The organism is Paenibacillus glufosinatiresistens, from assembly GCF_031470375.1.
GTDB classification, from domain to species: domain Bacteria; phylum Bacillota; class Bacilli; order Paenibacillales; family Paenibacillaceae; genus Paenibacillus_AQ; species Paenibacillus_AQ glufosinatiresistens.
Map to the genome: position 1 here is coordinate 308170 of NZ_JAVFHT010000002.1, position 14330 is coordinate 322499.

11 protein-coding genes are annotated in these 14330 nt (G+C 60.2%); all 11 read right to left on the reverse strand.

The features are described 5' to 3' along the window. Positions 1-5: 5 nt before the first annotated feature. Positions 6-1103, reverse strand: coding sequence for a stage V sporulation protein E (spoVE, locus tag RBI05_RS04530; RefSeq protein WP_150456890.1), 1098 nt, complete (start codon positions 1101-1103; stop codon positions 6-8). A gap of 51 nt (positions 1104-1154) precedes the next feature. Continuing rightward, positions 1155-2576 (reverse strand): UDP-N-acetylmuramoyl-L-alanine--D-glutamate ligase, encoded by a 1422-nt coding sequence (murD, locus tag RBI05_RS04535; RefSeq protein WP_150456891.1) that lies wholly within the window; start codon positions 2574-2576, stop codon positions 1155-1157. Positions 2577-2580: 4 nt separating this feature from the next. After that, on the reverse strand, positions 2581-3546 hold the full coding sequence (gene mraY, locus RBI05_RS04540) for a phospho-N-acetylmuramoyl-pentapeptide-transferase (RefSeq protein ID WP_150456892.1): 966 nt from the start codon (positions 3544-3546) through the stop codon (positions 2581-2583). Between the two features lie 19 nt (positions 3547-3565). Continuing rightward, positions 3566-4972, reverse strand: coding sequence for a UDP-N-acetylmuramoyl-tripeptide--D-alanyl-D-alanine ligase (locus RBI05_RS04545; protein WP_150457045.1), 1407 nt, complete (start codon positions 4970-4972; stop codon positions 3566-3568). Then, the gene (locus RBI05_RS04550) at positions 4972-6459 is read right to left on the reverse strand and encodes a UDP-N-acetylmuramoyl-L-alanyl-D-glutamate--2,6-diaminopimelate ligase (protein WP_310550250.1); all 1488 of its coding nucleotides are present in this window, start codon (positions 6457-6459) and stop codon (positions 4972-4974) included. The genes RBI05_RS04545 and RBI05_RS04550 overlap by 1 nt, the downstream gene beginning before the upstream one ends. A gap of 50 nt (positions 6460-6509) precedes the next feature. After that, complete coding sequence (locus RBI05_RS04555; RefSeq protein ID WP_408638304.1) at positions 6510-8402, reverse strand: stage V sporulation protein D; 1893 nt, start codon at positions 8400-8402, stop codon at positions 6510-6512. A 120-nt stretch (positions 8403-8522) separates the two neighbouring features. Then, a complete protein-coding gene (locus RBI05_RS04560; RefSeq protein ID WP_150456895.1) occupies positions 8523-10745 on the reverse strand; it encodes a penicillin-binding transpeptidase domain-containing protein in 2223 nt (740 codons plus the stop codon). 101 nt (positions 10746-10846) lie between these two features. After that, positions 10847-11239 carry a hypothetical protein gene (locus RBI05_RS04565; RefSeq protein WP_223879761.1) on the reverse strand — a complete coding sequence of 131 codons (393 nt, stop codon included), beginning with the start codon at positions 11237-11239 and terminating at the stop codon, positions 10847-10849. 35 nt (positions 11240-11274) lie between these two features. Continuing rightward, entirely contained in the window at positions 11275-12228 is a 954-nt protein-coding gene (rsmH, locus tag RBI05_RS04570) for a 16S rRNA (cytosine(1402)-N(4))-methyltransferase RsmH (RefSeq protein WP_310550252.1), read from the reverse strand. A gap of 38 nt (positions 12229-12266) precedes the next feature. Then, on the reverse strand, positions 12267-12704 hold the full coding sequence (gene mraZ / locus RBI05_RS04575) for a division/cell wall cluster transcriptional repressor MraZ (protein WP_150456897.1): 438 nt from the start codon (positions 12702-12704) through the stop codon (positions 12267-12269). 347 nt (positions 12705-13051) lie between these two features. Further along, a complete protein-coding gene (locus RBI05_RS04580; protein ID WP_310550253.1) occupies positions 13052-14329 on the reverse strand; it encodes an adenosylhomocysteinase in 1278 nt (425 codons plus the stop codon). Between the last annotated feature and the right edge of the window lies 1 nt (position 14330).

The window sequence follows — 14330 nt, forward strand, 5'->3', positions numbered from 1 at the left end:
AGCGTTCACCTCGCATAACGGGATAAGTTGAGTAGTATTCCAAGCGCTGTCAGCATAAGGGTCAGCGACGACCCGCCATAGCTGATCAGCGGCAGGGTAATGCCGGTAACCGGCATGAGCCCGATGACAACGCCGATGTTGATGACGACCTGCACGGCGACCATGCAGACAATGCCGACGGCCAGGTAGCTGCCGAACCGGTCCGGCAGGCTCATGGCCACTTTCATGCCCCGCCAGATCAGGACCAGGAACAGGCCCAGCACGGCGATGCCGCCGATGAAGCCGAGCTCCTCGGCCAGAATGGAGAAGATAAAGTCCGTCTGGGGCTCGGGCACATAGCTGAATTTCTGACGGCTCATGCCGAGACCCAGTCCGCCAAGCCCGCCGGGTCCGATCGCATAGAGCGACTGGATAATCTGGTAGCCGGAGCCGAGCGGATCGGACCAGGGGTCCAGGAACGCGGTAATCCGCTTCAGCCGGTACGGCGCGGCGGCGACCAGTCCGGCGAAGCCGGCAAGCCCTGCGGCCCCGAGGCCCAGCAGATGCTTCATCCGGGCGCCGGCGGTAAAGATCATCATCAGCGAAGCGCCCATCATGACCGTGCCCGTCCCAAGGTCGGGCTGAAGCATAATCAGAGCGAAGGCGCTGCCGATAAGAGCCAGCGGCGGCAGCAGCCCCCGGGTAAAGGTCGAAATGTCATAATCGTCCCGTCCGAGCCAGTTCGCCAGGAAGAGAATCATCCCCATCTTCATGAACTCCGAGGGCTGGATGCCGAAGGAGCTGATCCCCAGCCAGCTCCGCGCGCCGCCGCGGACGACGCCGATGCCGGGAATCAGCACGACGACCAGCAGGCCGAAGCAGACCAGCAGCGCCGGCTTTGCGTAGCGCCGCCATACCCGGTAATCAATGCTGGCCGTGAAGTACATCGCGGTCAGCCCCAGCGCTGCGAACAGCGCCTGACGCTTCACAAAGTAGAAGGAATCGCCGTAGTTGCGGAAGCCCAGGACGGAGCCCGCGCTGTAGACCATAATCATCCCGATGGCGAGCAGGACCAGGATCGGAATCAGCAGCCAGATGTCCGGCGCGTGACGCGTCTTGTTCATGAGGAGCACACCTCTTGCCAAGTAGTGGAGGCTTATCCACCGCCCCCCTACTTACAGATTATGCACCGCCTCTTTAAAAATACGCCCGCGTTCCTCGTAGGACTTGAACATGTCCCAGCTTGCACAGGCCGGAGAGAGCAGGACGACATCGCCCTCCCGGGCGATCCCGGCCGCTTCCCGGACCGCGCGGACCAGCGTGCCGGCGGCGCTGTCCTCATTGTCGACGGAAATCACTGTCTCCAAACCGGCCAGTCCGGCGACGCGCGCCAGCTTCTCCCGGGTCTCTCCGAGCAAGACCACGGCTCTGACCCGTTCCTGAAGAACCGGAAGCAGCTCCATATAGTCGGAGCCGCGGTCCAGTCCCCCGGCGATCAGCACGACGGGTCTGCGGAACGAGGTGAGCGCCATGGTGGTTGCCTTGGAGTTGGTTGCTTTGGAATTGTTGTAATAGGCGGCGCCCTTCTTGTCGGCGACATACTCCAGACGGTGCTCCACTCCCCGGAATTCGGCCAGCGGAGCCGCAAGGCCCGCAGGGTCTGCGCCCGCCGCAATGGCGATGGCGCAGGCCGCCAGCGCGTTCTCGACATTGAACCGCCCCGGCAGTCCGATGGAATCGACAGCGGCAATCTCGGTCTCCTGTCCCCCGGCTGACCGGTAGACTATCGTCCGGGACAGCTCGTCCTCGGTGTCCGGAACGAACGAGGGGCGCACGAAGACGCCTTCCATCAGCTGTTCGGTCATGGAGAAGGGCAGAATTGCCGCCTTCAGGTAGGGAACCAGGTCCCGGCAGACGGGGTCATCCCAGTTCAGCACCGCGGTATCCTCCGGTCCCTGGTTGGCGAACAGCTTCGCCTTGGACGCCACATAGTCCTCCATATCGCCGTGGTAATCCAGATGCGTCTCGGCAATATTGAGCAGCGCGGCGACACGGGGACGGAAAGTCTGGGTCCCCTTCAGCTGGAAGCTGCTGAGTTCAACGACCATCCAGTTGCCGGGGTCGGCTTCCTGGGCCGCCTGGCAGAGCGGCGTGCCGATGTTCCCCGCTACGATCGGTCTCATGCCGGCGGCTTCCAGCATCACGCCTGTCCAGGTCGTGGTGGTCGTCTTGCCGTTGGAGCCGGTAATGCCGATTATCGGCGCCGCGCACAGCCGGTAGGCGATTTCCACCTCGGTCACAATCTCGATGCCGAGTTCTTCGGCCTGGCGCACCGGCGGGGCGCTGTACGGGATGCCGGGATTTTTGACGAGCAGCTTAACGCCTTCGTGGATCAGTCCTTCCGGATGACCCCCGCATACAACAGAAATGCCCAAAGCCTCCAATTCGGATGCTTCGGGACTCTCTTCCCTGCTCTTCTTGTCATTGACGGTCACAAGGGCGCCGCGTTCATGCAGCACCTTCGCCACCTGAACGCCGCTCTTGGCGAGGCCCAGCACCACGACCTCTTCACCGCGGTAAGAATCCGGATGATTCATTTGTCTACAACCCCTTGCTGATATAGAGTCCAAGAGCCGCCAGCACCGCGCTGACCGCCCAGAAGGTCATGACGACCCGCCATTCCGACCAGCCGCCCAGCTCGAAATGATGATGAATCGGGCTCATGCGGAAGATCCGCTTGCCCCGCAGCTTGAATGATGCCACCTGCAGCACGACCGACAGCATTTCGATTACGAACACGCCCCCGATGACCACAAACAGCAGTTCGCTCTTCGTTACGATAGCGACGCCTCCGATGGCTCCGCCAATCGCCAGCGAGCCCGTATCGCCCATGAATACTTTGGCGGGATGGGCGTTGAAGACGAGGAAGCCGAGAACGGCGCCGATCATGGCGGCCGCGCAGACGCCTGCCGCGATCGAAGTCGCCTGCATCGCCACCACGGCATACGCCGCCAGCGCGATGGCGCCGACACCCGACAGCAGGCCGTCCACGCCGTCCGTGAAGTTGACGGCGTTCGTGATCGCCATCATCATGACGATGATGAACGGATAATAGAACCAGCCGGTCCAGTCGAAGCTGACCGAGGTTCCCGGTACCGCGATAGCGGTGCTGTGGCCCGCTTGGATCAGCAGCACGCTCATGACGGCTCCGACGACGAGCTGTCCCAGCAGCTTCTGTCTCGGCGTCAGGCCGAGGGAGCGGCGGAACACGATTTTGATATAGTCGTCCAGAAATCCGATAAGCCCGTAACCCAGCGCCGCCACCAGCAGCACGTAGAAATCGGTGTTCACGACCGAGAACTTCAGATAGCTGAGCGTGAACGCCAGAATGATAATGATTCCGCCCATCGTGGGCGTACCGGCCTTCTTGAGATGAGACTGCGGACCGTCGTCGCGCACCTGCTGCCCGAATTTCATTCTGCGCAGCAGCGGAATCAGCAGAGGAGCGGCAATGACCGCAAGGATAAAGGATACGGCGATCGTCAGAAGCAGCAGTTGATAATCCATGGGTACACCTCCTCCATAATCAGTTGTGCGCGGTTTCCGGGCCGTCCTGCAGACGGCGCAGCACTTCTTCCAGTCTCATGCCCCGCGATGCCTTGAACAGCACAACGTCGCCGGGACGCACCAAACGAACCAGCAGATCCCCAAGCTCTTCCTTGTCTTCAAAAGCATGCACTTCGCGAATGCCGCGCTCCCGCGCAGCTTCTGCCAAATGCCGCGACAGCGGCCCGCAGGTCAGAATCGCGTCGATCCGCTCTGGATCGGCGCCGGCGCCGATCTCGCGGTGAAATTCAATCTCCCGCTCGCCGAGCTCCAGCATGTCCCCGAGAACCGCGATCCGGGAACCGCCGGCCTTCATGCCCTGCAGAACCTCAAGCGCCGCGCGCATCGAGGTCGGGCTGGCATTGTAGGCATCGTTCAGCAGCGTTACTCCAGCTGCGGTCTTCGTCACTTCGATGCGCATTCCCGTCAGCTTCAGCGCCCCGAAGCCCTCCGTGATGGCCGCTCCGTCCAGGCCGAAATGCCGGGCGACGGCGATAGCCGCCAGAGCGTTGATGACATTGTGCATGCCCGGCAGCGGAAGCGTCAGCGTCCGGTCGCCGAGCGTGCGGCAGGTGAACATCGAAGTCGCGCCGTCCGTCTGCAAAAGCCCGGTCGGGTAGTCGTCGTTGGCTTCGTCCATTCCGAAGCGCACCGTCTGCATCTCCTTCGGGCCGGCGAAGCCCGGCTCGCTCATCACCTGCGCCAGCAGCGGCTCGTCGCCGTTGAGGATCAGCAGGCCGCCCGGCTTCAGCCCTTCGGCGATTTCCAGCTTCGCCCGGGCAATCTCCAGCCGGGAGCCGAGCTGAAGCAGATGCGACTCGCCGATATTCGTGATGACGGCCACATCCGGAGGCGCAATCTGCGTCAGCAGCGCGATCTCGCCCCGGGCGCTCATGCCCATTTCCAGAACCGCAATCTCCGTGTCCTCCGGCATCGACAGAATCGTCAGCGGAAGACCGATGTGATTGTTGAAGTTGCCCTGCGTCTTGTGAACCCGGTAACGGGTTGCCAGCAGCGCCGTGACCATATCCTTCGTCGTCGTCTTGCCGTTGCTGCCGGTGATGCCCACCACCCGGGGAGCCGTCTCCTTCAGGTATGCGGACGCCAGTCTCTGCAGCGCGGCCAGTGTGTCTTCGACCAGCACGGCATTGCCTTCCGGAGCGGGACCCTTGTCCCGCTGCCACAGCAAGCCGCCGGCTCCTTCGGCCAGCGCCGCCGCGCCGTAGTCATGGCCGTCGAACCGTTCGCCCGCGAGCGGCACGAACAGGCAGCCCGGCGACAGCTTCCGGGAGTCGGTGACCACGCCCGAGACGGCAGCGTCAAGCTGCGCGCCGGGCGAAGGTACGCCTCCGCACATGGCCGCGATCTGTTCTATCGTCTTCGTAATCAATGGTTTCTGCCCCTTATCGCTTCTTTGGCAACGACCCGGTCGTCAAAATCATGCTTGACCTTGCCGACAATCTGGTACGTCTCATGGCCTTTGCCCGCAATCAATACTACATCGCCGGAGCTTGCCATTTCAATAGCCCTGCCGATGGCTTCCCGGCGGTCGGCGATCAGCTCGTAGGCTTCGGCGGCTACGCCGTCTTCCGCCAGTCCCGCTTCAATATCCTTCAGAATCTGTTCCGGGTCTTCCGTTCTCGGGTTATCGGAGGTGACGAAGACATGATCGCTGTACCGGGCCGCAATCTTGCCCATCTTCGGCCGCTTCGTCTTGTCGCGGTCGCCGCCGCAGCCGAACACGGTCAGCACCCGGCCCTCCGCGAATTCATTCACGGTGCGCAGCACATTCTCCAGACCGTCGGGGGTATGCGCGTAATCGACGATCACGGCGTAGTCCTGACCTTCATTTACCGCCTCCACGCGTCCGTCCACGCCCGGCACCGCTTCAATGCTCGCCTTGATGGCTTCCAGCGGAATCTCCTCAAGCAGCGCGGCGGTAATCGCCGCCAGCGCATTGTAGACGTTGAACTTGCCGACCATGCGCAGTGAAATATCGGCGCTGCCCCGGAAGGTATCCACGTGGAACGAGGTGCCGCGCGCCGTAATCGAGATGCCGGAGGCTCTGACATTGGCCGGGTTCTCGATGCCGTATGTAATGACTTCGGCTGCCGTCTGGGCCCGGAAGTAGGCGCTGGCCGGATCATCGCCGTTCAGCACCGCGTACTTGCGCTCCTCTTTCCAAGGGGAGGTCACATTGCCCAGCCGCGAGAAGAACAGCCCTTTGGCCGCACGGTACTCTTCCATCGTATGATGATAATCAAGATGATCCTGGGTCAGATTGGTAAAAATCGCCATCCGGAAGTCCGTCCCCTTCACTCTTCCCTGTTCCAGCGCATGGGACGACACCTCCATCACGCAGGCTTGTACGCCGCGCGCCGCCATGTCATGCAGGCTGCGCTGCAGCTCCAGCGATTCGGGCGTCGTTCCCGACATCGGATAGCTGGCGCCGTCGTACCGCATCTGAATCGTGCCGATCAGCCCCGTCTTGATGCCGTAATCCTCCAGAATCCGTTCGATCAGGTAGGTAGTCGTCGTCTTGCCGTTGGTCCCGGTGACGCCGATCAGATTCATCCGGCTGCTCGGCGAGCCGAAGAAGGCTCCGGCCATCGCCGCCATGGCGAACCGGCAGTCGTCCACGACGATCTGCGGCAGGTCTACCGCAAGCTTCCGCTCTACAACGAGAGCGGCCGCGCCCTGCGCCGCTGCCTGCGGCGCGTAGTCATGTCCGTCTACCGTGAATCCCGGCAGGCAGATGAACAGATCTCCCGGCTTCACCTTGCGCGAATCCGCCTGCAGATCGCCAATCTCCACATCGCCGTTTCCGTACAGCCGGGCCGCCGCCAGGCAGCCCGCCAGTTCTCCAAGTTTCATACTCGTTCTCCCCCGCTTCTCATATTCGTGGACTTTCCCGGTCCTTATCATTATGGACGGGAGGCTCCCATGTAAATCCGGATCGTCGAGCCCCGCTCGACCCGCGCCCCTGCTTTGGGCGCCTGGCTGACCACCGTGTCTCCGGTACCCGAGCGGACCAGATTGAAGTTCATGTTCATCTCTTCGTAAATATCCTGCACGCTGGCTCCCGTCAGATCGGGCACCGTAACGATCGGCGTCTCGCCGTACTTGTATTCCTTCGCCAGCTGATCGGTCCGCGGCGGCACCTTGAGCACATTCAGCGCATCCCGTAAAATGCTCTGCACAATCGGCGCCGCAACCACGCCGCCGAACTGAATCCCCTTCGGGTTGTCGACCGCCGTATACACGACGATCTGCGGATCGTCGGCCGGCGCGAAGCCGATGAACGAGACGATATGTTCCGTCGCCGAATACCGGCCGTTGACGACCTTCTGGGCGGTCCCCGTCTTGCCGCCGACCCGGTAGCCGTCAATGAAGGCCGGGCGGCCGGTTCCCTTGGCCACCACGCTCTCCAGCGCAGCCCGGACCTTGGCCGAGGTCTCCGCGGAGATGACCCGCCGGACCAGCTCCGGCTTCACCTCGGATACCGTCGCGCCGGTGTCCGGATTGATCCACGCCTTGGCGACATGCGGCTTAAAAAGGTTGCCGCCGTTGATGGCGGCCGATACCGCCGCCACCTGCTGGATCGGGGTGACCGAGACCCCCTGCCCGAAGGCCGTGGTCGCCAGTTCGACCGGTCCGACCCGCGAAGGCTTGAACAGAATGCCGTTCTCCTCGCCGTTCAGGTCGATTCCCGTCTTCGTTCCGAACCCGAAATTGCGGATGTACTGGAACAGCGTGTCTTTACCAAGCCGCATGCCGAGTGTGACAAAGCCGGGGTTGCAGGAATTCTCGACAACCTGCAGGAAGGTCTCGCTGCCGTGCCCGCCTTTCTTCCAGCACCGCAGCCGGGCTCCTCCGACCTCAATGTAGCCGGGATCGTAGAAGCGTTCGTTCGCCAGATCCACCTTCTTCTCCTCCAGCGCGGCGGCAAGCGTAATAATCTTGAAGGTGGAGCCGGGCTCGTAGGTCATCCAGATCGGAAGATTCCGGTTGTATACAGCCGAATCGTATTCCTGATAGTGCGCCGGTTCATAGGACGGCCGGCTGGCCATCGCCAGAATCTCCCCGGTCTTCGGATTCATGGCGATCGCCCAGCTGGCGTTCGCCTGATATTTCACCATGGCCTGATCCAGCTCCCGCTCCATAATCGACTGAATATCCTTGTCGATGGTCAGCTCCAGGCTCAATCCGTCCTGCGGCTTGTCGTAGATCTCCGAGGAGCCCGGCATCAGCCGTCCGGCGGCATCGGACAAATAGGAGATATCCCCTCCGATTCCCTCCAGCTTCTTGTCGTACTTGCTCTCGATCCCCGTAATTCCCTGATTGTCGATGCCGGTGAATCCGAGGATATGCGCAGCCAGGTCCCCGTAGGGATAATACCGCTTGCTGTCTTCGGCGACCACGATGCCGGGCAGCTGCAAGTCGCGGATGGTCCGGGCCAGCTCGACCGTGATTTTGCGGCCGCCGGGCTGCAGCCGCACCGTCGCCTTGAACTGCGACAGCATGTCCTTCAGCTTCTCCTGGGTCATGCCGAGCAGCGGTGCCAGCCGGGCAGCCGTCGCTTCTTTATCCTTAACCTGGACCGGAACGGCATAGACCGTCGGCGTGCTGATATTGTAGGCCAGCGGCACGCCCTGGCGGTCCAGAATTTCACCCCGTTTGGCCGTAAAGGGAATGTTGCGCCGCCAGGATTCCTCCGCCTTGGCCGACAATTCGCTTCCTTCGGACAGTTGGACGTAAGCCAGCCGGACGACCAGCGCGCCGAACAGCAGGACCAGCCCCAGCAGCGTCCACAGCATGCGCCGCCGGGTGACGACTCTGGATACTCTCAACTCTCATCCCCGCTTTCCCGTATAGTGACATGCCTTCTTTCCTACATGCCTATTCGGGACAGGTACGGGTTAGAACAAGCCTCGGGGTCAGCCGCCTTCTCCCCCGTCTTCCCCGGGAGGCTCGCTCGGCACGGGAATCTGCTCGCCGTATTTGTTGACCGGCGCAAGCTCCAGACTGACCTCGGTCCGGCCGTTCACTACCGTCTGCGTCTGCTTCGAGACATAGCCTTCGCCGCTGACGTGAATGCCGACCTTCAAGAGACTCAGCACCTCCAGCGCATCGCGCAGCGACTGCCCGGACAGATCCGGGATAACCGGCTTGTCGGTGGCCTCGCCGATGAGATAGATCTTCTGGCCGGTGGCAAGCGCCGTGCCCGCCGGCGGATACTGGCTGACGACTGAACTGCCAGTGCCTACGGAATCGAAATCATAGCCCTGATTCAGCAGCTCATTGCGGGCTGTCTGGAGCGGCTTGCCCACCATATTCGGAGCAGTGCGGACGGCTGCGGCCTTCTTGCCGCTTGCCGTCTCCTTGGCGGCGCCGCTCTCGTCCTTGCTGGAGAACTCCTTGGGCACACCCATGTACTCCAGCGACTGGGAGACGATCTTCTTGAACACCGGGGCTGCCAGGGCGCCCCCGCCGTCATTCGTATTCGCTTCGTCGATAATGACGATGACCGCAATCTTCGGATCATTGACCGGCGCGTAGCCGATAAAGGATACGATATTTTTTGTATAATCGTACTTGCCGTTGACAGGCTTCACCGCGGTGCCGGTCTTACCGGCCACACGATAGCCGTCAATATAAGCTTTGCGGCCGGTGCCGATCTTCTGGTCGGCGACAACCTGCTCGAGATAGAGCCCCGTCTTCTTGGCCGTCTCTTCCGAGATGACCTGACGCACAACCTCCGGCTTGGTGACAGTCTTCTCGCCGTTGTTCGGATTGTCGATCTCCTTGACGACATACGGCTTCATCAGCTTGCCGCCGTTGGCGACCGCCGACACCGCGGCGAGCTGCTGGATAGGCGTGACCTGCACCTTCCCGTGGCCGAAGGTCATCGTCGCGTATTCGACCTCCCACTTCGGCGTAATCCGGCCGGCGACTTCGCCGGGCAGATCGATACCGGTCTTCTGGTCAAAACCGAAATCTTCAATATATTTAACCAGCCGCTCCTTGCCCAGCATCTCGTAGCCCAGATTGATGAAGGCCACGTTGCTGGAACGCTTCACGCCTTCCAGATAGGTGATTGTGCCCCAGCCGGCCCGCTTGCTGTCATGCAGCTGCGTTCCCTTGATCCGGATGGAACCCGACATATAGGTGGCATTGGGATCAAAAATGTTCTCCTCGATCGCGCTGGCCAGAGTGACGATCTTGAAGGTGGAACCCGGTTCATAGATCGACTTGATCGCATGGTTATAAAAATCTTTCTGGTCTTTCGTCGCCCCGTAATTATTCGGATTAAAGGTCGGCAGGTTGGCCAGCCCGAGAATCTCCATCGTATTGGGATCGGCGGCGATCACGGTCATGCTCTTCGGATGATACTCGTTGAACGTCTCTTTCATGGCATCCTGGATATAATACTGAATCGTGCTGTCGATCGTTAATTTCAGGCTGCTTCCGTTGACGGCCGGCTCGTAGGCCTCTTTGCCGTCGGGAAGCTTGTAGCCCTTGCCGTCGCTCTGATAATCCAAGAAACCGTCTTTTCCTTTAAGCTGATTATTGTAGAAGTATTCCAGCCCGGCCACCGGTTTCCCGTCGCGGTCGGTATAGCCCAGCACATGGGCGGCCAGATCTTCCTTCGGGTAATAGCGCTTCTGGTCCCGGACCCAGCCGATGCCGGTCTCCTGGATCTTATGCTCCTTGGCCAGCTTCTCGGAGAATTCCGTGATCTTGTCGGCCACTTCCTGCCCGACCTTCCAGCCCTCGCTCCGAACCTCGCGGTTCTTCAGCAGCTTGCCGTCCTCGCCTTTGGCGTCGATAAGCTGTTCCAATTCATTCACCGGCTTGCCCAGAATCTCATGCAGCCCCTCGACCACCTCGTCGCGGATGCCCTGTTCATGGATAACCTGCGGCTCCACCACCACGGTGTAGGCCGGAACATCGCTCGCCAGCACAATGCCGTTGCGGTCGGTGATCTGTCCCCTCTGGGCTTTCAGGACCGAGGTGTGGCTCCATTGCTTCAGGGCATAATCCTTCCAGGAATCGGCGGCCCAGACCTGAATCCAGAAGACCCGGCCGACCAGAACAAGAAAAAAGAGGGTGATGCACCCTCCGATAAACAGTGTGCGCAGCTTAATCCGCTTGACCATACGCAAACCTCACAACCTTTTATTTTGAGAATCCAAATTCAAGCCGAGAAAACAGATGCCTTCCCTCTGCAGGGAAGGCCATGTCGTACCCTCATGAAGTTCTAGTTGCCGCCTTTGGTGCTGACAGGCTTGGGCTCCACCGAAATGTAAGTCTCGCTATCCGGCATCCGGTAGCCCTGAGCCTTGGCTTTGTCCACAACCTGCTGTTCCAGTTCCTGCTTCTGCATCTGATACACGGCAATTTGCCGTTTGGTCTGGGCGATCTCGCCGTCGAGTGTCTGCGCCTGCTTGTTCAGGTCGTAGATATGTACGTAGCGCCACACCAGGACGCCGGCTACGAGAACGAACAACGCCAGAGTCAGCAGATACCGGAGCTTCTCCTGCAAAGGGAGCGGCGTCCGCCGGGTAACCACTTTGGTCTTCTCGCGGTAGCGCGGGTTCGATTCCGGTTTCCTCTGCGGTTGAACGGCCAGATTGCCGCGGGTATACGCCATCTGTTGACTCTCCTTTGTCCCCATTTGGTTTCAGCTTACAATTTCTCGGCGATCCGGAGCTTGGACGAACGGGCGCGCGGATTGTGCTCCAGTTCGGCCTCTCCGGGTACGATGGCTTTGCGGTTCACCAGCTTCAAAGTTCCCTTACTGTTGCAGACACACATGGGAAAATCCGGAGGACAGGTACACTTGCCCACATAACTTCCCAGAATTTGCTTGCAGATCCGGTCTTCCAGCGAATGAAACGTAATGACCGATACCCGTCCCCCCGGCGCCAGACAGCGAACCGCGGCATGCAGCGCTTCTTCCAGAGCGCCCAGTTCATCGTTGACTGCGATGCGCAGGCCCTGGAAGCTGCGTTTGGCCGGATGGCCGCCGCTGCGGCGGGTCGCCGCGGGTATAGCCTCCTTGACTATATCGGCTAATTCTCCTGTACTATTAATAGGCCGGACCGCACGGCGTTCGATAATCTTGCCGGCGATTCTTCGGGAGAATTTCTCTTCTCCGTATTGAAAAAGCACCCGGGCGATCTCCTGCTCCGGCCATTCGTTCACAATCTCCCAGGCGGTCAATTCCGCCTGCTGATCCATTCGCATATCCAGCGGGGCGTCATGGTTATAGCTGAATCCCCGCTCCCCCTCGTCGAACTGCGGCGAGGATACGCCCAGATCGAACAGAATTCCGTCCACCTGAGGGACTCCGTTCGCCTGCGGAACCCATTCAAGCGATCTCAGCGCATCTTCCAATTCGCGGAAGTTGGTGCGGACCAGCGTTACCTTGTCCCCATAGGGAGCCAGTCTTTCCCGGGCATTGTCCAATGCCCAGTCGTCCTGATCCAGTGCAATCAGATGGCCTCCTTCACCCAGTCTGGAACAGATCCGTTCGCTGTGCCCGGCCCCGCCGAGCGTGCAGTCTACGTAAATGCAGTCTGGTCGGATATTCAGTCCTTCCGTCGCTTCTTCTTTCAGAACCGTGATGTGATGAAACAAGCTGCAGCCCTCCAAAACGCCTGATCGCAATTCTCTTCCTACAAATCAAAATTGAAATCCACCAGTTTCTCGGCAATTTCATTGAACGACCCTTCCGACTCTTCGCAGTACCGTTCCCAGAGTTCCTTGTTCCAGATCTCCACCCGGTTCGATACGCCCAGCACGGCGCAGTCCTTGTCGAGCTTGGCATACTGTCTCAAGACCGCCGGCACGTTCACCCGGCCCTGCTTGTCCCACTGGCATTCCGTCGCCCCCGAGAAGAAGAAGCGGCTGAATGCGCGGGCCTCCGATTTCATCAGAGAGAGGCTCTTCAGCTTGTGTTCCATCATGCCCCATTCACTCATGGGATAAACAAACAGACAGGAGTCAAGTCCGCGGGTAATCACAAAGGAGGACCCGAGCAGTTCACGGAACCGGGCCGGAATGATGATGCGGCCTTTCTCGTCTATGCTGTGCTGGTATTCCCCCATGAACATCGGCTTGCCCACCCCTTGGCTGCGATTCCCCACTTCACTCCACTTTTCACCACTTAAGCATAATAGATTCGCCGCCAAAAATCAAAACCCTTCTTCCGGTAAAAGGGAATTGTTACCGGCAGACTGCCAGCGGTTCCGGTACAGCCCGCCGGTGCGTTGTCGAATCGCCGCTCTTTTGTCCGGCTCCGATTTCGCGGTTCCATTCTTTTTCTTCCATTATATAGGTGAATATTGGACAGGTCTCTCCGCAACAGCCGACAGCGTCTGCGGGGGCTTTCAACAGCAAACGGCAGCCCGGGAAATGTCTCTTCCCGGGCTGCCGCCAATCAGTCAAGCGGTATAAAGGATCAGTCGTTCAGGTTCCAGCTGTCCAGATAAGCCATCTGCTCTTGCGTCAGCGTGTCGATGCCGATGTTCATACTCTGAAGCTTGTACCGGGCGACCTGTTCGTCCAGCTCATACGGCACGTTCTGGACGGTAGCTCCCAGTCTCTCATAGTTGTCGTTGACATACTTCAGCGACAAGGCCTGGAGCGCGAATGTCATATCCATGATCTCGGCCGGATGGCCGTCGGCAGCGCCAAGGTTGACGAGCCGTCCCTCCGCAAGCAGGTACAGCTTGCGGCCGTCCTTCAGCTCGTATTCTTCGATATTACGGCGCACTGTCCGCTTGGCTGCAGAACGCTTGTCCAGATCCGGCTTGCACACTTCCACATCGAAGTGGCCGGCGTTGCACATAATAGCGCCGTCCTTCATGACGTCGAACTGCTCGCCGCGGATTACATAGCGGTTGCCGGTCACCGTCACGAAGAAGTCGCCGAGCTTCGCCGCTTCCGTGATCGGCATGACCTGGAAGCCGTCCATATGGGCTTCCACTGCCTTGATGGCATCCACTTCAGTCACGATAACGTTGGCGCCAAGGCCCTTGGCGCGCATGGCCACCCCTTTGCCGCACCAGCCGTAGCCGACGACGACCACATTTTTGCCGGCCACCATCAGATTCGTCGTCCGGACAATGCCATCCCACGCGGATTGGCCTGTTCCGTAGCGGTTGTCGAACAGATGCTTGCAGTAGGCGTCATTGACGGCCACCATCGGGAACTTGAGCAGTCCCTGCTTCTTCAGGGCCTTCAGCCGAATGATGCCCGTGGTCGTCTCTTCCGCGCCGCCGCGCAGATTCTCCATCAGATCAGGACGTTCCGAATGCAGGAGGGTGGCAAAATCGCCGCCATCGTCAATGATGAGATCCGGCTTGCTCTCCAGCGCCTTGATGTTAAGCGCTTTGAACTCCTCGGGACCCGGATTGTACTTGGCAAAGACCGTAATGCCGTCTTCGACCAGCGCCGCGCATACATCGTCCTGTGTCGATAGCGGATTCGATCCGGTAATCGTGACTTCTGCGCCCCCGGCCTGAACCACCTTGGCCAGATAAGCGGTCTTGGCTTCCAGATGCAGGGTGATCGAGACCTTCAGGCCCTTGAACGGCTGCTCTTTGGCGAACTGCTCGGCAATCCGGTTCAGCACCGGCATATGCCGGCGGACCCAGTCGATCTTGAGATGGCCTTCCGCCGCCAGCGACATGTCGGCGACGATGCTTTTGCCCATAGAATTGGAATTGGAACTCATT